The 23,831-nt window shown below is 64.1% G+C and carries 18 protein-coding genes; 11 read left to right on the top strand and 7 right to left on the bottom strand.

What is annotated here, in order from left to right:
• The first annotated feature begins 52 nt into the window (after positions 1-52).
• The 11 genes from ACZCWR_RS33010 (at position 53) to ACZCWR_RS32960 (ending at position 13,692) form a co-directional block, all read left to right on the top strand.
• Positions 53-1,573 (top strand): sugar ABC transporter ATP-binding protein, encoded by a 1,521-nt coding sequence (locus ACZCWR_RS33010; protein ID WP_487306283.1) that lies wholly within the window; start codon positions 53-55, stop codon positions 1,571-1,573.
• Position 1,574: 1 nt separating this feature from the next.
• Positions 1,575-2,591 carry an ABC transporter permease gene (locus ACZCWR_RS33005; protein ID WP_487306282.1) on the top strand — a complete coding sequence of 339 codons (1,017 nt, stop codon included), beginning with the start codon at positions 1,575-1,577 and terminating at the stop codon, positions 2,589-2,591.
• A 15-nt stretch (positions 2,592-2,606) separates the two neighbouring features.
• Complete coding sequence (locus ACZCWR_RS33000; protein WP_487306281.1) at positions 2,607-3,368, top strand: SDR family NAD(P)-dependent oxidoreductase; 762 nt, start codon at positions 2,607-2,609, stop codon at positions 3,366-3,368.
• Positions 3,369-3,384: 16 nt separating this feature from the next.
• Complete coding sequence (locus tag ACZCWR_RS32995) at positions 3,385-4,158, top strand: SDR family NAD(P)-dependent oxidoreductase (RefSeq protein WP_487306280.1); 774 nt, start codon at positions 3,385-3,387, stop codon at positions 4,156-4,158.
• A gap of 127 nt (positions 4,159-4,285) precedes the next feature.
• A complete protein-coding gene (locus ACZCWR_RS32990; RefSeq protein WP_487306279.1) occupies positions 4,286-7,003 on the top strand; it encodes a LuxR C-terminal-related transcriptional regulator in 2,718 nt (905 codons plus the stop codon).
• Positions 7,004-7,109: 106 nt separating this feature from the next.
• Positions 7,110-8,249 (top strand): acyl-CoA dehydrogenase family protein, encoded by a 1,140-nt coding sequence (locus ACZCWR_RS32985; protein ID WP_487306278.1) that lies wholly within the window; start codon positions 7,110-7,112, stop codon positions 8,247-8,249.
• A 28-nt stretch (positions 8,250-8,277) separates the two neighbouring features.
• Positions 8,278-9,465, top strand: a complete 1,188-nt coding sequence (locus ACZCWR_RS32980) for a lipid-transfer protein (protein ID WP_487306277.1) — start codon at positions 8,278-8,280, stop codon at positions 9,463-9,465.
• Position 9,466: 1 nt separating this feature from the next.
• Entirely contained in the window at positions 9,467-10,624 is a 1,158-nt protein-coding gene (locus ACZCWR_RS32975) for an acyl-CoA dehydrogenase family protein (RefSeq protein ID WP_487306811.1), read from the top strand.
• A 32-nt stretch (positions 10,625-10,656) separates the two neighbouring features.
• On the top strand, positions 10,657-11,670 hold the full coding sequence (locus ACZCWR_RS32970; protein ID WP_487306276.1) for an acyl-CoA dehydrogenase family protein: 1,014 nt from the start codon (positions 10,657-10,659) through the stop codon (positions 11,668-11,670).
• Positions 11,667-12,461 carry a crotonase/enoyl-CoA hydratase family protein gene (locus tag ACZCWR_RS32965; protein WP_487306275.1) on the top strand — a complete coding sequence of 265 codons (795 nt, stop codon included), beginning with the start codon at positions 11,667-11,669 and terminating at the stop codon, positions 12,459-12,461. The genes ACZCWR_RS32970 and ACZCWR_RS32965 overlap by 4 nt, the downstream gene beginning before the upstream one ends.
• Before the next feature lie 70 nt (positions 12,462-12,531).
• Complete coding sequence (locus ACZCWR_RS32960) at positions 12,532-13,692, top strand: CaiB/BaiF CoA transferase family protein (RefSeq protein WP_487306274.1); 1,161 nt, start codon at positions 12,532-12,534, stop codon at positions 13,690-13,692.
• Between the two features lie 1,096 nt (positions 13,693-14,788).
• Here the strand turns inward: ACZCWR_RS32960 and ACZCWR_RS32955 are convergent.
• The 7 genes from ACZCWR_RS32955 to ACZCWR_RS32925 form a co-directional block, all read right to left on the bottom strand.
• Positions 14,789-15,613, bottom strand: coding sequence for an SDR family NAD(P)-dependent oxidoreductase (locus ACZCWR_RS32955; RefSeq protein WP_487306273.1), 825 nt, complete (start codon positions 15,611-15,613; stop codon positions 14,789-14,791).
• Between the two features lie 25 nt (positions 15,614-15,638).
• Positions 15,639-16,055, bottom strand: a complete 417-nt coding sequence (locus tag ACZCWR_RS32950) for a MaoC family dehydratase (protein WP_487306272.1) — start codon at positions 16,053-16,055, stop codon at positions 15,639-15,641.
• Positions 16,056-16,066: 11 nt separating this feature from the next.
• On the bottom strand, positions 16,067-16,507 hold the full coding sequence (locus ACZCWR_RS32945; RefSeq protein ID WP_487306271.1) for a MaoC family dehydratase N-terminal domain-containing protein: 441 nt from the start codon (positions 16,505-16,507) through the stop codon (positions 16,067-16,069).
• A 9-nt stretch (positions 16,508-16,516) separates the two neighbouring features.
• Complete coding sequence (locus ACZCWR_RS32940) at positions 16,517-17,701, bottom strand: lipid-transfer protein (RefSeq protein WP_487306270.1); 1,185 nt, start codon at positions 17,699-17,701, stop codon at positions 16,517-16,519.
• 46 nt (positions 17,702-17,747) lie between these two features.
• Positions 17,748-18,887, bottom strand: a complete 1,140-nt coding sequence (locus ACZCWR_RS32935) for an acyl-CoA dehydrogenase family protein (RefSeq protein WP_487306269.1) — start codon at positions 18,885-18,887, stop codon at positions 17,748-17,750.
• Positions 18,888-18,936: 49 nt separating this feature from the next.
• Entirely contained in the window at positions 18,937-20,817 is a 1,881-nt protein-coding gene (locus ACZCWR_RS32930; RefSeq protein ID WP_487306268.1) for a feruloyl-CoA synthase, read from the bottom strand.
• A 165-nt stretch (positions 20,818-20,982) separates the two neighbouring features.
• The gene (locus ACZCWR_RS32925; RefSeq protein ID WP_487306267.1) at positions 20,983-23,736 is read right to left on the bottom strand and encodes a winged helix-turn-helix domain-containing protein; all 2,754 of its coding nucleotides are present in this window, start codon (positions 23,734-23,736) and stop codon (positions 20,983-20,985) included.
• Positions 23,737-23,831: the final 95 nt, after the last annotated feature.

The following is a 23,831-nucleotide window of genomic DNA, read 5'->3' as shown; positions in this document are numbered from 1 at the left end:
CCACGCTGTGTGGCCCGGCGTTGCGGCATGCAAGTGTCAGGAGACAAGACACATGAACGACAATCCGGCGGGCGGCGTCCCGCGTCTGAGCGCGCGTGGCGTGGAGAAACGCTTCCACGGCAATCCGGCGCTGCGCGGCGTCGATCTCGACCTGTACGGCGGCGAAATGCTCGCGCTGGTCGGTGCGAACGGCGCGGGCAAGTCGACGCTCGTGAAGATCATCTGCGGGGCGCAGCAAGCGGACGCGGGCTCGCTGTCCATCGACGGCAAGCCGGTCAATGTGCGCAGCGTCGGCGATGCGCTGGCGGCGGGCATCGCGGTGGCGCATCAGCAGATCGCGGTGATTTCGACGCTGACCGCCGCCGAGAACATCATGCTCGGGCGCGAACCGCTGGGCGGCGGATTCATCCGCACGCGCGCGCTGCGGGCCGAGGCGAGCCGCTTCGCGCAGCGCTTTGGCATCGATATCGATCTGGATCGCGAATGCGGCGAGTTGACGCTCGGCGAGAACAAGATTCTCGACATCCTCAAAGCGTTGGTGAGCGAACCGGCCATCCTTATTCTCGATGAACCCACGGCCTCGCTCACGCTCAACGAAAGCCGAAAATTATTCGCTTTCCTACGCGATTTGAAAGCGCATGGTCTGTCGATTCTTTTTATATCGCACCATCTCAACGAAATCTTCGAGCAATGCGACCGCGTGGCCGTGCTCAAGGACGGCGCGAAAGTGCATGACGGTCCGGTCGCCGACACGAGCTTGCAGGAAGTCGTGCATCTCATGGTCGGACGGCGCATCGAGAATCAGCAATGGGCGTCGTCGGCGTCGCAGGACAACGTGATGACGCGGATTCGCGGCGCGCGCATCGGTGCGCTGGATGTGCCGGAGCTTGTGGTGCATGCGGGCGAGATCGTCGGTATCGCGGGCGTGATGGGCGCGGGGCAGACCGGCGTGCTGGAAGCGCTGGCCGGATCGGCGACGGTGAAGACGCAAGGCGAATGCATCGTGAACGGCGAGCGGGGTTTTCCGCGCGATGTCGCCGATGCCATCGCGCGCGGCGTGTATCTCGTCGCGGACGAACGCTTGCGCAAGGCGCTGTTCCCGGGCCTGACCGTCGAAGAAAATTTGATGACCGGTGCGCTCGGACAGACGAGCAGCCGCAGCGGCTTCATGCAGCAGACGCTCACGCGCACGCTGGCGCGCGACACGGTGGCGCAACTCGGCATCAAATGCAGCGGTATCGGGCAGGACGTGCTGCAACTGTCGGGCGGCAATCAGCAAAAAGTCTCGTTCGGCCGATGGCTCATTCGCATGGGACGAAGCGGCTCCGCGAAGCAGCCCTTGTTGCTGCTCGACAATCCGACCGAAGGCGTGGATGTCGGCAGCAAGGCCGAAATCTACGCGCTGATTCACGACCTGGTGAAGGCGGGCGCGAGCGTGCTGATCGCAAGCGCGGAGTTCGAGGAAATGCTGAAACTGTGCGATCGCATTTACTGCATCGCGGATGGCGCAGTGGGCGAATGCCTCGGCCGCAACGATTTCTCCGAAGCAAGACTCTTGCTGGAGGTGAACTGACATGACTTCCAAAGGACACACCTTGGCCGCCAAGACACCCGACGAACACGCCACGCGCGCGCATCGCTTCGACTTCAGTCAACTGGCCAGCCGCTGGGGCACGGTCGCGGCGGCGGTCATCATCTTCATTGCGTTCGCGCTGTGCAGCGACCGCTTCGTGTCGATCGACAACTTGAGCAACGTGCTCGTGCAGATTTCCGTGCTGATGGTCGTGTCTTCGGGCCTGACCGTTGCGGTGGCGAGCGGCGAGTTCGATCTGTCCATTGGGCAGGCGGCGAGTCTCGCGGGCGTGCTCGTGGCCGGCATGCTGGTGCTGGCGCATCAGTCGGTGCCGGTGGCGATCGCGGTGGCGCTGGCATCCGGCGTCGTGATCGGCTTGCTCAACGGCATGCTGGTGACGCTGCTGCGCATTCCGTCGCTGATCGCCACGCTGGCGATGGGCCCAATCGCGCTCGGCGTGAACTACGCGTACACCGGCGGCGACTCCATCTACGCGACGATGCCCGACAGCTTCTACGCCATCGCCAAGGGCCGCGTGTTCGGCATCGTGCCGATGCCTATCGTCATCGCGCTGGTGACGGTGCTGGTGTTCTACGTGCTGCTGAACCGCACGCGTCTGGGCCGCAGCGTGATCGCGACGGGCGCGAACATTCAGGCGGCGCGTCTGTCGGGCATCAAGGTGAACCGGGCGCGCGTGACGGCGCTGGTGCTCTCGGCGGCGGGCGCGGCACTCGGCGGCGTGATGCTGACCGCACGGCTGGGCACCGGCCAGTCCGGTGCGGGCGACGCCTATCTCATGGACAGCCTGACCGCCGTGTTTCTCGGCATGACCGCGTTCAAGCCGGGCCGCGCGACCATTCAGGGCACGCTCGTCGGCGTGGTCATCATCGGCATGCTGGATAACGGGCTGAATCTCGTCGGTGCGCCGTTTTATCTGCAGAACATCGTGCGCGGCATCGTGATGGTGGCGGCGGTCGGGCTTGCGGTGCTGCGCGGCGAGATTCGCTTCTTCCGCTAAAAACAAGGAGACGCTATGAGCAAGGAATCGAACGGACGCGTCGCGCTGGTGACGGGCGCGAGCCGGGGCATCGGACGGGCGCTTGCATTGGGATTGGCCGATGAAGGTTTCGATGTGGTCATCAACGATATCGAGCGTCAGCGCGAAGCACTCGAAGCGGTCGCGGAGGAGATTCGCGGCAAGTCGCGGCGCGCGTTCGCGTTGGTTGCCGATGTGAGCGACAAAAAACAGGTGAACGACATGGTGGCGTCGGCAATCGAACAGGCCGGACAGGTCGATGCGGTCGTGAACAACGCAGGCATTCTGATCGCGCGCGCCGTCGATGAACTCGCGGAAAACGAATGGGACGCCGTGCTCGACGTCAACGCGAAAGGCACGTTCCTCGTGATTCAGGCGTTGCTGCCGCACATGAAAGCGCGGCGTTATGGGCGCATCGTGAATATCGCGTCGATTGGCGGCAAGCACGGCGCGCCGTTGCAGGCGCATTACTCGGCCTCGAAGGCGGCGGTGATGGGCTTCACGCGCGTGCTCGCGCAGGAGGTCGGGACGTTCGGCATCACGGCGAACGCGGTGTGTCCGGGGATCATCGTGACGGATATGGGGCGCACGAATCTGGAAGATCCGGTCATCGCGCAACAGTGGATCAACAAGACGGCGCTCGCGCGGCTCGGGCAACCGGAGGATGTGGCCGGTCCCGTGTGTTTCTTCGCGTCCGATGCGTCGGCTTTCGTCACGGGGCAATCGCTCAACGTGTGCGGCGGCATCGTGCTGAGTTGAACCCAAAGGCCCATTCATGTATCTCGACAAATTCAGGCTCGATGGCAAGACGGCGGTCGTGACGGGCGCGGCGCGCGGCATCGGTTTCGCGACGGCGCAGGCACTCGCCGAAGCAGGCGCGCGCGTGGTGCTCACCGATCTCGACGCCGACGCGCTCGATGCCGCCGTGCGCGAGATGACCGGCGCAGGCATCGATGCCCACAGCGTGCAGTTCGACGTCACCGACCCGCTCGCACCGCAACGCATCCATGACGACATTACCGCGCGCATCGGCCCGGTGGATGTGTTGGTGAACAACGCGGGCATCGCCATTTCCAACGTGCCCGCCGAAACCATGTCCGACGAGGTGTGGAACAAGGTCGTCGACGTCAATCTCAACGGCCTGTTCCGCTGCTGCCGCGCCTTCGGCTGGTCGATGCTGGAACGCGGCGGCGGCGCGATCGTAAACGTCGGCTCGATGGCCGGTTTCATCGCGACGCGGCCGCAGGAGCAGGTGAACTACAACGCGTCGAAGGCGGCGGTGCATCATCTGACGCGCTCGCTGGCGGCGGAATGGGGCGCGCGCGGCGTGCGGGTAAACGCGGTCGCGCCGACCTACATCGATACCGATCTGGTCCGCAACGTGTCGATGGACCCGCGCATGCGCCAATACTGGGTCGGCGGCACGCCCATGAACCGGCTGGGACGCGTGGACGAGATCGCCTCGGTCATCCTTTTTCTGGCGAGCGATGCCGCGAGCCTCATGACCGGTTCCATCGTCGTGGCGGACGGCGGGTATATGTGCTGGTAGCTTAGGGTGGGGTGGTTTGGCGGCCTACCCACCCGAATCGGGTGGGTGGGCCTAAGCAGTGATCGAAAGGCATCGACCGGGTCCTACAATCGGTGACGCATTCCGGTCCACGCTTTCAGAGTCCCGCATGTCCGACCTTGGCGAACCCGCAGTCGAATTTTCCGAGTCGTCCGCGCGCGCGGCGCACACGCGCTTGCCGCCACGCGGCGCGCGTCAGTTGATGCCGCGAACCGCCTTGATGCCGCGTTTGCTCGACGCGCGCCGGCAGCGTTGCGTCACCATTCAGGGTCCGGCCGGAAGCGCGAAAACGAGCACGCTCATGGCCTGGCGGCAGGCTTTGCTGACGCTCGATTTCGACGTGGCGTGGCTCTCCCTCGGCACCGCGGACGACGACGTTCGCACGTTCTTCGGCAATCTGCTGGCAAGCCTCGCCATGGTGGATGCGTCCATCGTCCGCGAAGCGCAACGGCTTCTCGCGCGTGACCATGAACCCGCCGTGGAACTGTGGGTGATCGCCCTCGTGCGCGGCCTGGCGGGCCACCCGCGCGAACTCGTCCTGATGCTCGACGATGCGCACCATCTCAAGGACTCGCGCATTACGGACGCGTTGCGCTGGCTGATCGACTACGCGCCGCCGCAATTCCATCTCGCGGTGACATCGCGCAGGCCGTTGCCGCTGTCGCTCGGGCGGTTGCGCGCGCAAGGTCAGGCCACGGCGTTCGATCAACGCGACCTGCGGTTTTCGGCTGAGGAATCGGAACGCTTTCTGAGCGAGCAACTGGGCCGCATCGGCAAACGCGACGCCCGCGTTCTGCACGAACTCGCCGACGGCTGGGCCACCGGCCTTCATTTGCTGGCGACGGAATTCAAGAGCAGACAGGGCGCCTCGTTCACGCCCGCCAGCGTGTTCGACTCCACGATTTTCGCGGGCTACTTCGAGCGCGAAGTGCTTGCTCGCCTCGATGACGCCGATCTGCTCTTGCTGACACACGCGGCGCTCTGCGACCGCTTCTGTGCCGCTTTGCTGAGTCAGACGAACGGATTCATCGACGATATCGCCGCGCAACTCGTGCGCCTCGAAGCGGACAATCTGTTCGTCTCGCAGGTCGCGGGCGAGCGTGACGGACACGCGTGGTATCGATTGAATCCGCTGCTGCGCGGCGTGCTGTTGAGCCGGATCGCGCGGCTGCCGGTGGACGCGCAACATGAACTGCATTCGGCTGCCTGGCACTGGTTCGACACGCACGGCCACATGGACGAGGCGGTGCATCACGCGGTGCTGGCGGGCAACACGAACGCCGCCGCCGACATGGTGGAGGGCTTCGCGCCCACGCTGCTGGCGCGCGGCGAATTGCGGCAACTCGCGAGCCTCATGCGCCGTCTGCCGCGCGAACAGGTGAGCGCGCGCTTCGATCTGCTCGTCATGCAGACCTATCTGCATATGTATGCTGGCGACACCGGCGCGTTGCTGCACGGCATCGAACACATTGCCTTGCACAGCGAACGATCCGGCCCGCGTGAGCGCTACGCGCTGGCCGTGCTGCGCGGCGGGCTGGCCTTGCAGCGCGACGATGCCGATTCCGTCGCCGCCTTGCTGCCGGAATTACAGCGCGTGCCGCCCGACGCCGATGCCTTCACGCGCGCGGGGCGCAGCAACATCCTCTCGTGGATGTTCATTCATCGCGGCGAATACGCCGAAGCGCGCAAGGTGCTGGAAGAAGGGACATCGCGCGCGGGCGCGCCGCGCGGCATCCTGCTCGGGCGCTGCATGGGCGGCATGACGCACGCCGCCGAAGGACACGTGCTGCTCGCCGAACGCGTGCTTCGCGACGTGCTGACCGAAGCCGAGCAGCAGGGCGCGGCGTATCTCGGCATCGCGTGCATGTCGGCGGCGCTCTTGGGCGAGGCGCTCTACGAACTCAACGATGTCGAGGCCGCGCGGGCGTTGCTGGAAAATCGCATCGATCTGCTCGAACGCGTGTCGATTCCCGATACCGTCCTGCGCGCCCTGACCGTGCTGGCTCATGCTCACTGGCTCGCGGGCAGACGCGGCGAAGCACTCGATTGCCTGACGCGTCTCGAACACTACGCGGTGCGCCGTCAGGTCGACCGGCTGCTGGCGGGCGCGCTGCACTGGCGTTCGCGCTGGCTGCTCGAAGAAGGCCGCGTCGATGAAGCCGATACCGCGCTGTCGCGGCTGGAAGCGCTCGCGGCGCGTTACTCGGGCACGGTGCACAGCACGGCGTGGGAGATCGGCGTGTTCGCCGATCTCGCGCGCATCGCGATGTGTCTGCATCAGAACGATTTCGATGGCGCGGTGGCGCGTCTCAAGCCGCTCGTCGCGCTGTCCGAGGCGGGCGGGCGCTGGTGCCGCGTGGCGGGTTTGCGTCTGCAACTGGCCATTGCCGAGCAGGGACGATGCAACGGCAAGACTGCCCGCGAGCATGCCGTCGAAGCGTTGCGCGTGGGGCATCGTCTCGGCTCGATGCGCAGCGCGCTCGACGGTCCCGGCGATCTGCGCGCGGTGCTCGGCAGCGTGTTGTCGGATGCGGACTTCGATCCGGTGCTCGCCTTCTACGCCCAGCGTTTGCTCGATGCCGCGAAGCCCGGCGCGCCGGTTGCCGCCGAGGCGAGCGGCGCGCACGCATGTACCGAGTTGTTGAGCGAGCGCGAAGCCGAAGTGCTGAATCTCCTTGCCCTCGCGCTCCCGAACAAGAAAATCGCGCGCGTGATGGATGTATCGCTCGACACCGTGAAGTGGCATCTGAAGAACATTTACCGCAAGCTGAACGTGACCGGACGCGATGGCGCCGTCGCCCGCATGCGCGACCTCAACGCTGGTTGACGTTGCGTTTCTACTCCACGCGGGTGGGCTTGTTCGACCCGAACGCCAAGCAGAATGACCTCATCGACGCGGCACGCCCGCGCCAACCAGTCATGAGGAGCGTTCGGTGGAAGTCAAGCGTACTGTCTATCGCGAAGACCACGAAATGCTGCGCGACACCGCGCGGCGATTCTTCGAGCGGGAATGCCTGCCGCATCAGGCGAAGTGGGACGAAGCCGGTTGCGTGGATCGCGAAACCTGGCTGAAGGCTGGCCGGCAAGGCCTGTTGTGCGTGACCGTGCCGGAAGAATACGGCGGGGGCGGCGGGGACTTCGGGCACTCGGCTATCGTCGCGGAGGAGTTGCATCGCGCGGGCGTGTCGGGCTTCAGTTTGTCCGTGCATTCGGATATCACCGCGCCGTATATCGTGCGGCTCGGCACCGAGGAACAGAAGCGCGAGTGGTTGCCGCCCATCTGTCGCGGCGAGAAGATTCTCGCCATCGCCATGACCGAACCGGGCACGGGCTCGGACCTCAAATCCATCCGCACCACGGCGGTTCGCGATGGCGACGAATACGTCATCAACGGCAGCAAGACGTTCATTTCCAACGGACTGAACTGCGACATGGTCGTGGTGGTCTGCAAGACCGATCCTTCGGCTGGCGCGAAGGGCGTGAGTCTCATCATGGTCGAGACGGAGCGCGCGGGCTTTCGTCGCGGACGCAAGCTGGAAAAGGTCGGTCAGGCCGCCGCCGACACCGCCGAACTTTTCTTCGACGATGTACGCGTGCCCGTCACGAACCTGATCGGTCAGGAGAACGGCGGGTTCATCCACCTCATGGAAGAACTGCCGCAGGAACGGCTCATCATCGCGGTGTATAGCGCGGCGAAACTGGAGCGTCAGCTCGAACTCACGCTGCAATACGTGAAGGATCGGCGCGCGTTCAATCAGACGGTGTGGGACTTTCAGAACACCAAATTCAAGCTGGCCGATGTCAAGGCGCAGGCCGTTGCCGTGCGCACGATGGTGGATCACTACATCCGCGAACACATGGCGCGCAAGCTCACTTTGCAGGAAGCGGCCATCGCCAAGCTGTTCGCCACTGAAACCATGTGGAAGTGCATCGACGAGATGGTGCAGTTGCATGGCGGCTACGGCTACATGCTGGAGTATCCGATCGCGCGCGCGTTCGCGGACATGCGGGTGACGCGCATCTTCGGTGGCACGAGCGAAGTGCTGCGCGATCTGATCTCACGAAAGTTATAAGTATTCCTACCATCATCGGAGTAAATTCATGAGCGAGACAGTGCTGGTGGCGGGCGTCGGAATGATCCAGTTCGCCAAGCCGGGCGCGAGCCTGAGTTATATCGAAATGGGCGCGCAAGCCACGCGCCGCGCGCTCGCGGATGCAAACATTCCCTACGATCTCGTACAGCAGGCCTTCACCGGCTACGTGTACGGCGATTCGACCTGCGGCCAGACCGCGCTGTACGAAGTGGGCATGACGGGCATTCCGATCGTCAACGTCAACAACAATTGCTCGACCGGTTCGACGGCGCTTTATCTCGCGCGTCAGGCCATCGCCACGGGCGAAGCGGAGTGCGTGCTCGCACTCGGCTTCGAGCAGATGCAGGCCGGCGCGCTGAAGTCGCACTGGGACGACCGTCCGGTGACGCGCGCCCGTTTCGTGCCGATCATGCATGGTCTGACGGCGGACCTTGCGCACCTTCCGCAAGCCTTGCGGACCTTCGGCGGCGCAGGACGCGAACACATGAAGCGTCACGGCACGAGCCTGGAAACCTTCGCCGCCGTGCGCGCGAAGGCAAGCCGTCATGCCGCGAACAATCCGCTGGCGCTGTTCCGCAAGCCGTTGAGCACCGAAGACGTCATGAACGACACGGTGCTGATTCCCGGCGTGATGACGCGCCTGATGGCGTGCCCGCCCACGTGCGGCGGCGCGGCGGCCATTCTCGTGTCCGAGCGCTTCGCGAAGAAACACGGCTTGCGTAACGATGTTCGCATCGTCGCGCAGGCGTTGACGACCGATCCGCCCGCATCGTTCGATCCGCCTTCCATGCTCAATTATGTCGGCACGCACATGACGCGTTCGGCGGCCAACAAGGTCTACGAGAAGGCGGGCATCGGACCGGAAGATATCGACGTGTGCGAACTGCATGACTGCTTCGCGCACAACGAAGTCATCAGTTATGAGGCGCTCGGCTTCTGTCCGGAAGGCGGCGCGGAAAAGTTCGTGCGCGATGGCGACAACACCTACGGCGGTCAGGTCGTGGTGAATCCGTCGGGCGGGCTGCTGTCGAAGGGGCATCCGCTGGGCGCGACGGGACTGGCGCAATGCTATGAGCTGACGCATCAGTTACGCGGCAGCGCGGACAAGCGTCAGGTCGAAGGCGCGCGGCATGCGTTGCAGCACAACCTCGGATTGGGCGGCGCATGCGTGGTCACGCTTTACGGCAGGCATTGACGTGAGCACGCTGCTCGATGCGTTTCATCTGACCGCCTTGCCGGGCGAAGCGGAAGCCTTTCGCGCGGAAGTGAAGGCGTTTATCGCGCTCCATCTGCCGCGTGTCACCGCTGACGTTCGCGCCCGTTCATGGATGGGTTTCGATGCCACGTTCAGCCGGCGTCTCGCCGCGCGCGGTTGGGTCGGGCTGACGCTGCCTGCTCGTTTCGGCGGCGCGGGCATGGATGCGTTCCGGCGTTTCGTGCTGGTGGAAGAACTGCTCGCGGTCGGCGCGCCGGTGGCGGCGCACTGGATCGCGGACCGGCAGAGCGGACCGCTGATTCTGCGTTACGGCACCGAGGCGCAGAAGGACTTTTACTTGCCGCGCATTTGTGCGGCGCAGGCGTTTTTCTGCATCGGCATGAGCGAACCCAACGCGGGTTCGGACCTCGCCAGCGTGCGCACGCGCGCGGTGCGCTGCGAAGGCGGCTGGCGGCTGAATGGCCGCAAAATCTGGACGACGAATGCGCAGCACTGCCAGTACATGATCGCGCTGGTGCGCTCGTCGGGCGTGCCGGAAGACCGGCAGAAGGGCTTGTCGCAGTTCATCGTCGATCTGAAGCTGCCGGGCGTGGAAGTGCGGCCCATCGTGGATTTGGCGGGCGATGCGCACTTCTCCGAAGTCACCTTCGACGATGTATTTCTCGCCGACGACACGCTCATCGGCGAAGAAGGCGCAGGTTGGGAACAGGTGAACGCGGAACTGGCATTCGAGCGCAGCGGCCCGGAACGGCTGTATTCGAGCGTGGTGCTGCTCGATTGCTGGATCGAACATTTGCGGCGTGAAGGCGCGAGCGAGGCCGATCTGACGTTGCTCGGCAGCTTCGCCACGCAACTCGCCACGCTGCGCGGCATGTCCATCGCGGTGACGGCGCGGCTGGCGCGCGGCGAAAGTCCGGTGGTCGAAGCGGCGGTGGTGAAGGACATCGGCACGGAATTCGAACAGGCCATTCCCGCGCTGCTGGAAGCCGCGATCACGGCCGATCCGGCTCGCGCCATTCCACCCGAGCTTTATCGCACGGTGGCGTATCTCAGCCAGATTTCCCCCACGTTTTCGTTGCGCGGCGGCACGCGCGAAGTGCTGCGCGGGATGATCGCGCGCGGCCTCGGCTTGCGCTGACGTGCGCGCATCAGTATCGGAAAGAGACATTCATGTTCACGGAAGCCATCGAAGCCATCCTGCGCGATCATGCGACGCCTGACGCCATCCGCGCGATCGAAAACGGCGGCGTGCCTTCGGCCATTTGGAGTGCATTGGAAGAGGCCGGTTTTCTGGAGCTGCTGACGCCGGAAAGCGCAGGCGGCGCGGGACTCGCGTTGTCCGCGCTCGCGCCCATTTTCGCGGCGTTGGGACGGTTTGCCACGCCGGTGCCGGTGGCGCAGAGCATCGCGGCGCGCGCGTTGTTGCGTGAGCGCGGCATCGCGGTTCCGGCGGGCATGATTACGCTGGCGGGTGGCTGCCGCCATCCGAACGATGACCCTCTCTGGCTCGAAGCGCCGCTCACGCCGTTCGGCATGATCTGCGAGCACGTACTCGCGAATCTGAACGGCGATCTCTTTCTGCTCGATGCACGTCACGCCGAACGCAAGCCAAGCGGCGTGCAAGGCAGTCTTACCGCGACGCTCACCTGGCGCGGCGACCACGTTCCCGCGCCGCTCTCGCGGACCGGCGAGGAAGTGCGACTGTTCAGCGCGGCCATCCACGCGGCGGCGTTGTCCGGCGCGATGGATCGCGTGTTCAACATGACGCTTCAGTACTGCAACGACCGCTCGCAGTTCGGCAAGTCCATCGGCAAGTTTCAGGCAGTGCAGCATCAGTTGAGCGTGATGGCGGAGCACACGGCGGCATCGGCGATTGCGGCCGAACTGGCGTTTTGCGGCGATGGCGCGGTGCCCGAGCGAATCGCGACGGCCATGGCCAAGGCGCGCACGAGCATGGCCGCGCCGCTGGTGGCATCGACCGCGCACGCGTTGCACGGCGCAATCGGCGTGACGGCGGAATACGATCTTCAGCTCTACACGCGCAGACTGCACGAATGGCGCATGGCCGATGGCTCCGAAACTTTCTGGAACCGCATGGTCGGAGAAAGCGTCCTCGCGCATAACACGCCCACGCTCGCCGATTTCGCGCGCACCGCGCCTCACTTCCTCACATCATGCTCATGAGCGACTTTCTGAAGTACGAGCAGGACGGCCATATCGTCACCCTGACGATGAACGAGCCCGAGCGCCGCAATCCATTGACCGGCAACACGGCGGTCAGCGAGTTGATCGAGGCGATTGCTCGAATCGAGAACGATCGGTCCGTGCGCGCCGTGATTCTGACGGGTGCGGGCACCGCGTTTTCTTCTGGCGGCAATGTCAACGACATGGAGCGGCATGCCTCCGGCTCCCTGTCCGGCATGGAGATTCGTCAGGAGTACCGGCGCGGCATTCAGCAGTTGCCGCTCGCGTTGTTCAATCTGGAAGTGCCGGTCATCGCGGCGGTGAATGGCGCGGCGATCGGCGCAGGGCTGGATCTGACTTGCATGTGCGATATCCGCATTGCATCGGAAAAGGCGAAGTTCGCGGAGAGCTTCGTCAAGCTCGGCATCATTCCCGGCGATGGCGGCGCTTGGCTGCTGCCGCGCATTATCGGCCTGTCGCGCGCGGCGGAACTGACCTTCACGGGGCGCATGATCGATGCGCAACAGGCGCTCGAATGGAATCTGGTGTCACGCGTCGTTCCGCACGATGCGCTGCTCGCGGCCGCGCGTGGTTTGGCTGAAGAGATCGCGGCCAATCCGCCGCATGCCGTGCGGCTCGCCAAACGGCTGCTGCGCGAGGGCATGCATTGCCGGCTCGATACGCTGCTGGAAATGTCGGCGGGATATCAGGCGTTGGCGCATCAGACGGCGGATCATCGGGAAGCGGTGACGGCGTTTATCGAAAAGCGGCCGCCTTCGTTCAAGGGATAGCGCGCGCCACCCGTGCCGGGTGGTGGCGCTCCCAATGCGCCGCCGAACAATCTAAAAGAGTGGAGAGACGATGGGTGTACTCAGCGGAATACGCGTGCTGGAATTCGAGGCGATCGGTCCGGGACCGTTCGGCGCCATGTTGCTGGCCGACATGGGCGCGGATGTCCTGCGCATCGACCGGCCGGTGCCCGCCGCCGATTTGGGTCCGAAGACCAACGGCAAGCGCGTGGACATCACGGGGCGGGGGCGTCGTTCGGTCACGCTCGATCTGAAGCAGCCCGAAGCAATCGAAGCCGCGCTCGATCTGATGTCGCGTGCCGATGTCGTGGTCGAAGGCTATCGACCCGGCACGATGGAGCGGCTCGGGCTTGGGCCGCAGGCTGCGTTGTCTCGCAATCCGAAGCTTGTTTATGGCCGCATGACGGGTTGGGGGCAGACGGGTCCGCTTGCCGCGCGCGCGGGACATGATCTCAACTACATTGCATTGTCGGGTGTGCTGTCGGGCATTGGTCGCGCCGACGAACCGCCGGTGGTGCCGCTGAACCTCGTCGGCGATTACGGCGGGGGCGGCATGCTGCTCGCGCTCGGCGTGGTGGCGGCGCTGTTCAACGTGCAGCGCGGCGGCGCGGGTCAGGTCGTCGATGCCGCGATGATCGAAGGCGCGGCGCAGTTGGGCTCGGTGATCTGGGGCATGCTCGCATCGGGTAACTGGCGCGAGGAACGCGCCTCCAATCTGCTGGATGGCGGCACGCCGTGGTACGACAGTTATCGCACGCGTGATGGTCATTACATGGCGGTGGGGGCGGTGGAATCGCGCTTCTACTCAGAGTTATTGTCGAAGCTCGGCCTCGCCGATGCGGGCCTTCCCGCGCAAAACGACCGCGACGGCTGGCCCATTCTGCGCGAGCGTTTCGCCGCTGCGTTTCTCACCCGCACACGCGATGAATGGTGCGCCATCTTTGAAGGAGTCGATGCGTGCGTCGCGCCGGTGTTGAGCTTTTCGGAAGCGCCGGCGCATCCGCAGCATCGGGCAAGGGGGAGTTTTGTGGAGGTGGGCGGGGTGGTTCAGCCTGCGCCGGCGCCGCGGTTTTCGGAGACGCCGTCGAGGATTGCGCATCCTGCGCCGCAGCGTGGGGAACGCGGTTTTGCTGCGTTGAAGGATTGGGGTTTTGATGATGTCGCTATTGCGCGGATGCGGGGGTGTGGGTTGGGGTATCAGGTAGAGCGGTAGTTTGGTTTTGTCGTGGAAGGGGCTGCTGGTTTTTGTGCTGTTTATTCAGTAGCCGCCTCCCCGGCGGGGGGGTAACTTTCTTTGCTGCTGCAAAGAAAGTCACCAAAGAAAGCAGCTTTTTAACCCATGCACGATGGCGGGAAAGTGTTGGTCTGGATTAACCGATGCAGTGGCCGCAATAGGACGTGCCACGCATAACGAGCGCTTAGGCAACCTAGCGATCACGCGCTCAAAGTCTCTACGCTCGTTGGACCGCGCTCATTCTTTCGGCCATGCGCTTCGCGCGCCGAGAATGTAAGAACGGAATCCCGCAGCGTATCAGCGCCCAGCCACATCACACCGCATCGCACCTCTCCCATTCGGCCCAACCTTGGTAAGCGCTTCTGGGCAAAGCTCGCACACCAACGCAAGTCACCTTTTGTCGGAGCACTAACCAAGGTAGGACCGAATAGCAATCTTGCGGGGAGGTGTGAGGTGGCTGGGCGCTTATAGGCTGCGGGATTCCGTTCTCACGCTCTCGGCGCGCGAAGCGCATGGCCGAAACAATGAATGCGGTCCACTAAGACCAAAGGATTTGAGCGCGTAATCGCGAGGTTGCCTAAGCGGCTTGTTATGCGAGGGAAGTCCTATTGCGGCCACTGTATCTATTAATCCAGACCAACCCTCTCCAGCCATCGTGCATGGGGTAAAAAGCTGCTTTCTTTGGTGACTTTCTTTGCAGCAGCAAAGAAAGTTACCCCCCCGCCGGGGAGGCGGCTACTGAATAAACAGCACAATAAACAGCAGCCCCTTGCACAACATATACACAGAAGCCTTTCACCTGACAGACAGAGAAGGCGAAACGTCACCTGACGCTGTCCGATAGGTCGAGTACCAGCTAATACACTTAACGAAACGTGGGACATCCTATTGCGGCCACTTTCAGACCACACTTTCCAGCCAGCGTGCGGAGGGGTAAAAAGCTGCTTTCTTTGGTGACTTTCTTTGCAGCAGCAAAGAAAGTTACCCCCCCGCCGGGGAGGCGGCTACTGAATAAACCAAACAAACAAGAGCAGCCCCTTCCCCGACATATACACCCCCCCCCCAAAAAAATCCCTCACTGCAAATTTCCCGCAACCGCCACCGTCTGCCCAGTAATGTAATTCGACTCCGGCGAACAAAACAAATAAACCCCACCCGCCGCTTCTTCCGGCGTCCCCCCGCGACCCAGCGGATTCATCTGCGCATGTGCTTTCAACCGGTCCGCATTGACGCCCACGCGAATATCCCGCCCATCGATCTTGACCGTCGCGCCCGAATCGGCATCCGCACGGGTCATGCGCGTGTGAATCAGCCCGAACGCCACGCAATTCACGTTGACGTTGAAGCGTCCCCACTCGCGGCTCAATGCACGCGTCATGCCGATCACACCCGCCTTCGCCGATGAATAATTCATCTGCCCGGCATTGCCCGTCAGCGCCGACACCGACGAGATATTGACGACCTTGCGATACACATCACGCCCGGCTTCCTTATCGGCCGCATGCAGCGCCTTGATATGCGGATACGCCGCGCGCAGAATTCGAAACGGCGCAGTCATGTGGCAGTCGATGATCGCGTACCACTGCTCATCGGTCATCTTCTGCACCACGTCATCCCACGTATAACCGGCGTTATTCACGATGATATCGATGCCCTTGAACGTGCTCATCGCCGTGCCGATAAAGCGCTCCGCAAAGTCCGGCGCGCTCACGTTGCCGACGACCGCCACCGCCTCCGTGCCCATCTTCTTCAGCACTTCGACCGTTTCGTGCGCCGGATCGGCGTCGAGATCGTTGATGACGAGGCGCGCGCCCTCGCTCGCGAGTTTCTCCGCGATGGCGCGACCGATACCGCGTCCTGAACCGGTGACGAGCGCCACCTTGCCGTCAAGCTTACCCATCTTGCTCTCCTCGTTGAATGCGAAACTACAGTGCGAGCAGCGCGTCGCCGAGCACGCGCGGTTCGCCGTATTGATTGGCGGTCTGAATCTCGACCTTCACGAGACGCTCGCCATTCGTCTCGGACTTCGCCACCACGCGTCCGCTACACGTGATCCGGTGCCCGAGATGCGTGATGCCGACAAAGCGCACGCCGAAATGCCGCAAATTGCGCTGATCGGTCCATAGCGTGAGCAGGCGGCCGAGCCAGGCCATCGACAACATGCCGTGCGCGAACACGTCCGGCATGCCGGCGCGGCGCGCAAAATCGAGGTCGATGTGAACCGCGTTGTGATCGCCGGAAGCGCCTGCAAAGAGCGCAAGCGTCGAGCGGTTCAGGGGTTCCAGCGTGAGCGGCGGCAGCGTGTCGCCGACCTTGATGTCATCGAAATTCAACATAGTCATTCGAGCCTTCCTCACCCGTTGCGATGCACCAGCACGCTGCGCAAATCTGCGACATGCTCGCCATGCTGGTTGGTCACGCGCGTTTCGCGCACCACGAAACTGAGCGCGCCGTTCTTCTTGTCGTAGATATCGGCGATGCGGCATTCGAAGTGCAGCACGTCGCCCGCGTAGGCCATCCGGTGATACGTGAACGACTGCTCGCCGTGCAAAATACGCGCGACCTGAATGCCGATCTCGTCGCGCCAGCTTTTGTCGGGCTGTTCCAGTTCGAGCGAGAACAGGAAGGTGGGCGGCAAGGGCAGGTTGGGGTGGCCGGCATCGCGGGCGGCGGATTCATCGAAATAGATCGGATTGGTCTCGCCGATGGCCTTCGCGAAAAAGCGCAGCCGTCCCGCTTCGGCCACCGTGCGAAACGCCGGAATGACCTTACCGATGTGTTTCTTGTCGATCATGTCGGAGTCTCACGCGCGCTTGTAGATGGTCGTGACGCACGCACCGCCCAGGCCGACGTTATGCGCCAGCGCGACTTTCGCGTTGTCCACCTGACGCTGATCGGCGGTGCCGCGCATCTGATGCGTCAGCTCGTAGCATTGCGCCAGGCCCGTCGCGCCCAGCGGATGCCCCTTCGACAGCAGCCCGCCCGACGGATTGACCACCCACTTGCCGCCATACGTGTTGTCGCCATCGTTCACGAGCTTTTCTGCCTGACCTTCGCCGCACAGACCGAGCGCCTCGTAAGTCAGCAGTTCGTTCTGCGCGAAGCAGTCATGCAGTTCGATCACGTCGATGCCCTCGGGACCGACGCCCGCCTGCTCATACGCGAGCTTCGCGCCCGCTTGCGTCATGTCGAAGCCGACCACGCGGATCATGTCGCGGCTGTCGTAAGTGCTCGGCTGATCCGTGGTGAGCGACTGGCCGGCGATCATCACATCGGTGCGCAAGCCGTGTTTGCGCGCGAACGTTTCCGACACGACGATCGCCGCCGCCGCGCCACACGTCGGCGGACAGGCCATCAGGCGCGTGAGCACGCCTTCCCAGATCATCGGCGAAGCGAGCACGTCTTCCGGCGTCACGACATTGCGGAACACGGCCAGCGGATTGCGCGCGGCATGTTGACTGGCCTTCGCGCGAATCTTCGCGAAGGTTTCGAGCTTCGTGCCGTACTTCTGCATGTGCGCGCGGCCTGCGCCGCTGAACTGCCGGATGGCCGGAGGCAAGTCCATTCGATCGACCAGTTCATTGACCAGGTTCAACGCACGCTCAAGAGCCGGTGCGCGGTCGCTCCACTTCGACGACAGCGCGCCCGGCTGCATGAACTCGAAACCGACCGCGAGCGCGCAATCCACCGCGCCGCTCTGCACGGCCTGACGCGCGAGGAACAGGGCAGAGGAACCCGTCGCGCAGTTGTTGTTGACATTGATGACCGGAATGCCCGTCATGCCGACCTGATACAGCGCTTTCTGGCCGCAGGTCGAATCGCCGTACACATAACCGGCATAGGCTTGCTGGACGAGCGCGTAGTCGAGCCCGGCATCGGCCAATGCCTGACGCACGGCACCCGCGCCCATCACGTCGTAGGTGTCGCTGGTGCCCGGCTTCTTGAACGGAATCATGCCGACACCGGCGACGAAAACGTTACGAGTCATATCACTGCTCCGTGAAAAAATGAATTCGATGGTGCGAAAGTTCGGCTCACAGCTTGCGCGAAATGAGATCGCGCATGACCTCGCTCGTGCCGCCGTAGATGCGGTTCACGCGCGCATCGGCGAACGCGCGGGCGACGGGATACTCCAGCATGTAGCCGTAGCCGCCGTGAAGCTGGACCATCTCGTCGAGCGCGCGGCCCAACGTTTCAGTGGCGTAGAGCTTGACGATGGCCGCTTCTTCCAGCGTCAGACGGCGGCGAATGTGTTCGGCCAGATAGTGATCGACCATCAGACGCACGGCGGTGGCTTGCGTCTTGACATCGGCGAGCTTGAACTTGGTGTTCTGAAAGTCCCACACGGTCTGATTGAACGCGCGGCGATCCTTCACGTAATCGAGCGTGTGTTCGAGGCAGGCTTCGAGCTTCGCCGCCGCGCCGATGGCGATCGACAAGCGCTCCTGCGGCAACTCGCCCATCAGGTACGCGAAGCCTTGCCCTTCCTCGCCGAGACGGTTGGTGACCGGCACGCGCACATCGTCGAAGAAAAGTTCGGCGGTGTCCTGTCCGTGCAGCCCGACCTTGTCGAGCTTGCGGCCACGGCGAAAACCATGCCGCGTCGATTCGACCACGATCAGGCTCACGCCCTTCGAACCCGCGCTCGGGTCCGTCTTGCAGATCACGATGATGAGGTCCGCATTCAGCCCGTTGCTGATGAACGTCTTGCTGCCATTGATGACGTACTCGTCACCGTCGCGGATGGCGGTGGTCCGCACGGATTTAAGATCGCTGCCGGTGCCGGGTTCGGTCATCGCGATGGCGAGAATGGCTTCGCCCGAACACGCTTTCGGCAGCCAAGCCTGCTTCTGCTCGTCATTGCCGATGCGCGCGATATACGGCGCGATGATGTCCGAATGCACGCCGAAACCCAGTCCGCTCAGGCCCGCGCGATTCACTTCCTCGTTGAGCACCGCCGCATGGCCGAAATCGCCACCGCCGCCGCCGTACTCGGGCGGCAACGTGAGACAGAGCAGCCCTTCGCGGCCCGCCTTCAGCCACGTTTCGCGATCGACGCGCCCGGTCTTGTCCCATTCGGTCTGCTTCGGCGCGCATTCCCGCTCCAGAAAACGGCGAATGCTGGTGCGCAGCATCTCATGATCGTCGCGAAAGACGGTCCGTGTAATATGCATGACTAAGTTCCTGCGAAGAGATGATCCCGCCAGATTCGCGGATGGAAAATTACCGCGCGCAGGCGATATGCGCGGCCGGTTCGGCGTGAAAGAGCGGGCCGATCAAATGCGCGCGGCGCGCACGGGTGACGGCCTGATTGACATAGCCTTTCTCGGCGATTTCGTTGGCGTCGATGGAAGGCGGTTCGGCCATCAACATCACGCGTTCGATGGTGCGGCTCGCGCCGCCGCCTTTCTGCGTGCCGAGGCGTTCGCGCAACGTGGCCACCACGAGCGGGTGACACGCCAGCGCGTGCGCATCCAGTTCGGCTAGCTCGGGCGCGAGGCGTCGGCACGCGGCCACGTTCGGCCATGCGAGCGCGGCGAGATAGTCGTGATCGTGGCCGCAGATCACCGCATCCGCGATAAGCGGGGCGCACAGTTCGAGCAAGCCCAGACGGACCGCGCCCGTGCGCACCCACGTGCCGTTGGTGAGCTTGAAGTCTTCCACCACGCGGCCCGCGAAGATCAGACCCTCGCCTGCGTCGGCGGGGTTGGCGAGACGCACGGCATCGCCTAGGCGGAAGAAGCCTTCGTCGTCGAAAGCGGCCGCAGTCAGTTCGGGATTGCCGAGATAGCCGTGAAACACATTCGCGCCGCGCATGCGAATTTCATAGCGCCCGTCGCCGCCATCGAGAGGCACCAGCTTCACTTCCGAACCCGGCACCGGCCCGCCGATATTGCCGAGATCCTTCGATGGCCAGCCGCAATACGTGCCCATGCCGCTCGTTTCCGTGCAGGCAAGTCCCGTCGAAAACACGATGCGCCGTCCGATGGTCTCCACAGCCACGCGCTGGACGCGGTTCCACACATCGGCAGGCAGGCTGGCGCCGCCGTAGCCGAAATACTGGACATCCGCGAAAAGACTGCGCGCGAGCACGGGATCGCGTTCGAGTTCGCCCGCCAGCACCGCCCACGCGGAAGGCACGCTCGTGAACACGGTAGGCGAGACTTCGCGCAGATTGCGCACGGTCCGCTCGATCATGCCGGGGAGCGGGCGGCCATCGTCGATATAGTGGGTCGAGCCGAACTGGATGGACCGGCCGAGATTGAGCACGCCGCCCAGCCCGTGATGCCACGGCAGCCAGTCGAGAAAGACCGGTTGCGTTTCCAGCAGCCAGCCGAGGTTGTCGGCGTAGTAGGACGCGACGGCCTTGAAGTTGCTGTAGGTGAGCGGGACGCCTTTCGGCACGCCCGTCGAGCCTGACGTGAACAGCACGCGAACCGTATGCGCCTCGCTGATCGAAGCATGCGCCTGCGCCACGGCAGCGATGCGCGCGGGCGTCAGTCCGCTCGCCAGCAGTTCGAACCATGTGCGATGACCACGCGTGGCATTGCGCACGGTGATGACCGGCGTATCCGCGAAAACGGGTTCGGCAAGCGCGCGTTCGAACAGCGCCTCGTCCTGCACGAACACCGCAGCGGGCGGGACCATCCGCAACACGCCCTTCAGACGCGCGAAATCCTTGCTGACGAGCGAGTACGCAGGCGACACTGGCGCGCACGGAATGCCGACATATTCGGTCGCGAGCAGCAGCACCGCCTGTTCGATCGAATTGCCCGAGAGCAGGATCAACGGCCGTTGCTGGCCCAAACCCATTTCGAGCAGCGCGGCGGCCACCGTCTGCACCTGAACCCACAGTTCGCGCCAGGTGATCGTGCGCCATTCGCCGGTTGCATCCCGCTCGGCGAAAGCCGCGCTGTCGCCGCGACGTTCCGCCCATTTCGGAATGAACGCGGCAAAACTGCGCTCGGCGATGGACGGCGGCGCGCTGGCCGAACTCAGGATCAACGTGCCATCCGAACGCTGCTCGATGCGCGGGCGGCGCTCCGGGAAACGCACGGGACGGTAGGGCGCTACGGTGAAATCATCAGCCTTGAGCGTTGTCATGACGCCTGTCTCCTGAGCTTCAGTGCGCGTCACGGCGAGCACTAGCATTTTTTATGGGAATGACGCGCGATGAACCCGCACACCTTCCCTTGAGTTCAAGGATAAGACGATGCGGCTGCGACGAACCCACCCGTAGCGGGTGGCGCAACCGTGCAACGGAAGCGTTCAGCCCACGGAGCCGAGCGACGAATTGCCGAGGTTGAGATCACGCACGCGGGCCACGGCTTCATCACGGCTGGCCACGCCGAGTTTTCCGTAGATGTTCTTCAGATGCCACTTGACGGTTTCCGGCGAAATCCCGAGCGTGCGGGCGATTTTCTTGTTCGGCAGCGCGTGCGCCAATAGTCCGATCACGCGGGTTTCGCGCTCGCTCAGCGTATCGATGCTGCTGGTTTGACTTCCGCCGCACGGGCCGTTTTTAGCCGCATTGCGCGGCGTGCCTTGTTGCACGTCACGCAGCCGGTCTACGTAAAAGCTGAGCACGGGATCATGCGGTTCGCCTTGCTCGATACGGGCGATGAGATCGAGCGCACCGGGCGCCGCATCGAGCAGACTGCGCACCAGACCGAGCCGATGACCTCGCCTGAGCGCGGCGAGCGCGGCCAGCCGCGCGGCGTCGTGCCGGCCACGCCGGGTATCGACGCAGGCCGACTGCATCTGCAAGATGGCGACGTGGCGCTGCCAGCCGCGCGCTTCGCATTCAGGAACGAGCGCTTGCAGGCGAACGGCCGCGCCGTCCCAGTCTTCGTGCGCGATGCAGGAGTCGATATGCGCGCGTTGCGCCATCGTCCGAATCTCGGCGATGGTCGTGGAAGGGGCGTCGTCGAGCGCTGCCATTGTGTCGAGGCGGGCAAGCGCGGTTCGCGCCGTGTCGAACTGCCCGCACGACAGATGTTGGCGCGCCTGCGCCGCCACGGCATGCGCGACGAGCCGCACGAGCCCATGCTTCGTCGCGTGATCTTCGAGCCGTTCGAGGTACGCGCGCGCACCCCGCCGATGCCCCGCCGCCCAGTGCGCGGCCGCCAGCACGCCGAACACGCGCAGCACCGAATCGGGAATGGAGACGCGCTCCAGCACGTCGATGCGCGCCTCCAGCAGCTTGCACGCGGCATCGCACTCGCCGGATTCGACCAGCGCCTCGCCCAGCAGCGCGGTGGCGAAAGAGGCGGCTTCCGCGGCAGCATGGCCGAGCGCGCGGGCTTCGTGCAGCACGTCGCGGGCAATGCGCTCGACCTGCACGAAATTGCCTTCCAGCGCGTGGCTGAACGCCATCATGCAACGGCCGTTCAAGGTGCCTGCGGGCGTTCCGGCGAGTAAGCGTGTGCCTTCGGTCTGAATGCGCCGCGCCGCGTTGTAATCGCCCTGGCGCATGTGGATCCACGACAGCAGGTTGTTGCGGCCGCCAGTCGCGAGCGGGTCGGCATCGGCGGATATGTTCAGGAGCGGCGAGAGCAGCGTGGCGGCATCGTCGGGATCGTCGCGCTGCACGGCGAGCGCTGTCCGCAAAAGCGTCAGACGGTGATGCGAATGGGTGTCGCCGGGCGCGATGGCTTCTTGCAGATGCGTGATGGCTTGCGCGCAGGCATCGAATTCGCGCGCGTACAGGTGCAGATGCGCCCGCCACAGCCGCAAGCCGATGCGCGCCTGCACTTCTTCTTGCGGAAGCAGGCGCATGAGCGCGACCAGCTCGCGCAACTTCCCGTCGATCTGCATGCTGCGCGCCACGTGCTGGACGAGATCGGCGGCAGCGGCGGCTTCGTTGGCAAGCAGCGCGTGGCGAACGGCGTCATCCGGGTGATGGTGATCGCGGAACCAGACCCACGCCGCCCGATGCACCGCGCGCCGATGCGCTTCGCCGCGCGCGCCAAAGCGTTCCCGCAGCGTCTCCCGAAACAGCGGATTGAATCGATACCACGATTCGGCATCCGAACTTTCAACGGTCTCGATGAAAAGATGCTCGCTCTCCAGCCGTGCGAGCAAAAGCCGAATGCTGTCCGGCGACTGTTCCTGACCGATCAGCGCGATGCACAGCGACGCGCAAAAACGCGCGCAACACGACATGCGTATCAGCAGATCGACTTCCCTGTCGGCGAGATGCGACAACACTTCCCGTTCGAAATAGTCAGCGAAATCGCGCGCAGGGTGCAGCTTGCCGGCCGTCGGCGGATTGCACTTTGTCTTGAGGCGCGTGGCGAACAACTGCAAGCCTGCCGCCCAGCCATCCGTTTGCGTGTGGGCGTGGCGGGCATCGCGCTGACTGATTTCGCCGAGTTGTGCGCGCAGGAATGTTTCGGATTCCGCAACAGTGAAGCGAAGATCGCGCGGACCCAGTTCGAGCGCGAGCCCCTCATCGCGCACGCGGCCGAGCGAAAGCGGCACGTTGCCGCGCGAAACGAACACGAGATGGAGGTTGGCGGGCGCGTAATCGATCAGCCATTGCAGCGCTTCGTGATTGCGCGCATGCGTGATGTGATGCAGGTCGTCCAGCACCAGCAGGACATCGCCCGGATGTTCCGCGATGCCGCGCACCAGCGCGATGACAGTGCGCTCCACGGCTTGCTCGTCCATGCCGTGTGCGCCCGGCAGCGCGGCTTCGCGCGAGATCGCGGGATCGACAAGCGCCAGGCTCGCGACGAGAGAATCGAGAAATCGGGCGAGGTCGTTGTCTTTCGGCGCAAGCGTGAGCCACGCGATATCGAAGCCGAGCGACAGCAGCGTTTCGCGCCAGGCCAGCAGCACGCCGGTCTTGCCGCAACCGGCCGGACCCTGAAGGACCACGCAACGTTTGCGGCGCGCATCGAGCAGAAGGGCAAGCAGACGTTCGCGCGCCACGATAGGGGTCGTGCGGCGCGGCGCGACCAGACGGGAGTGGATTTCAGGTTCGATCGTGCCGGCTTCGGAAGGGGAAATGTGCGACATGCTGACCTGCGCCTTGCGTGTTCCGATCGCGTGCCCGAACGGGTCGCTCCGGAGAACAAAATGATGACCGGCTCATTGTAGCGCAGCACCCGAGG

It is taken from the genome of Caballeronia sp. A2-2 (assembly GCF_057612605.2).
The sequence above is the reverse complement of the archived record's forward strand: the minus strand, read 5'-3'. Positions and strand labels throughout refer to the sequence as shown.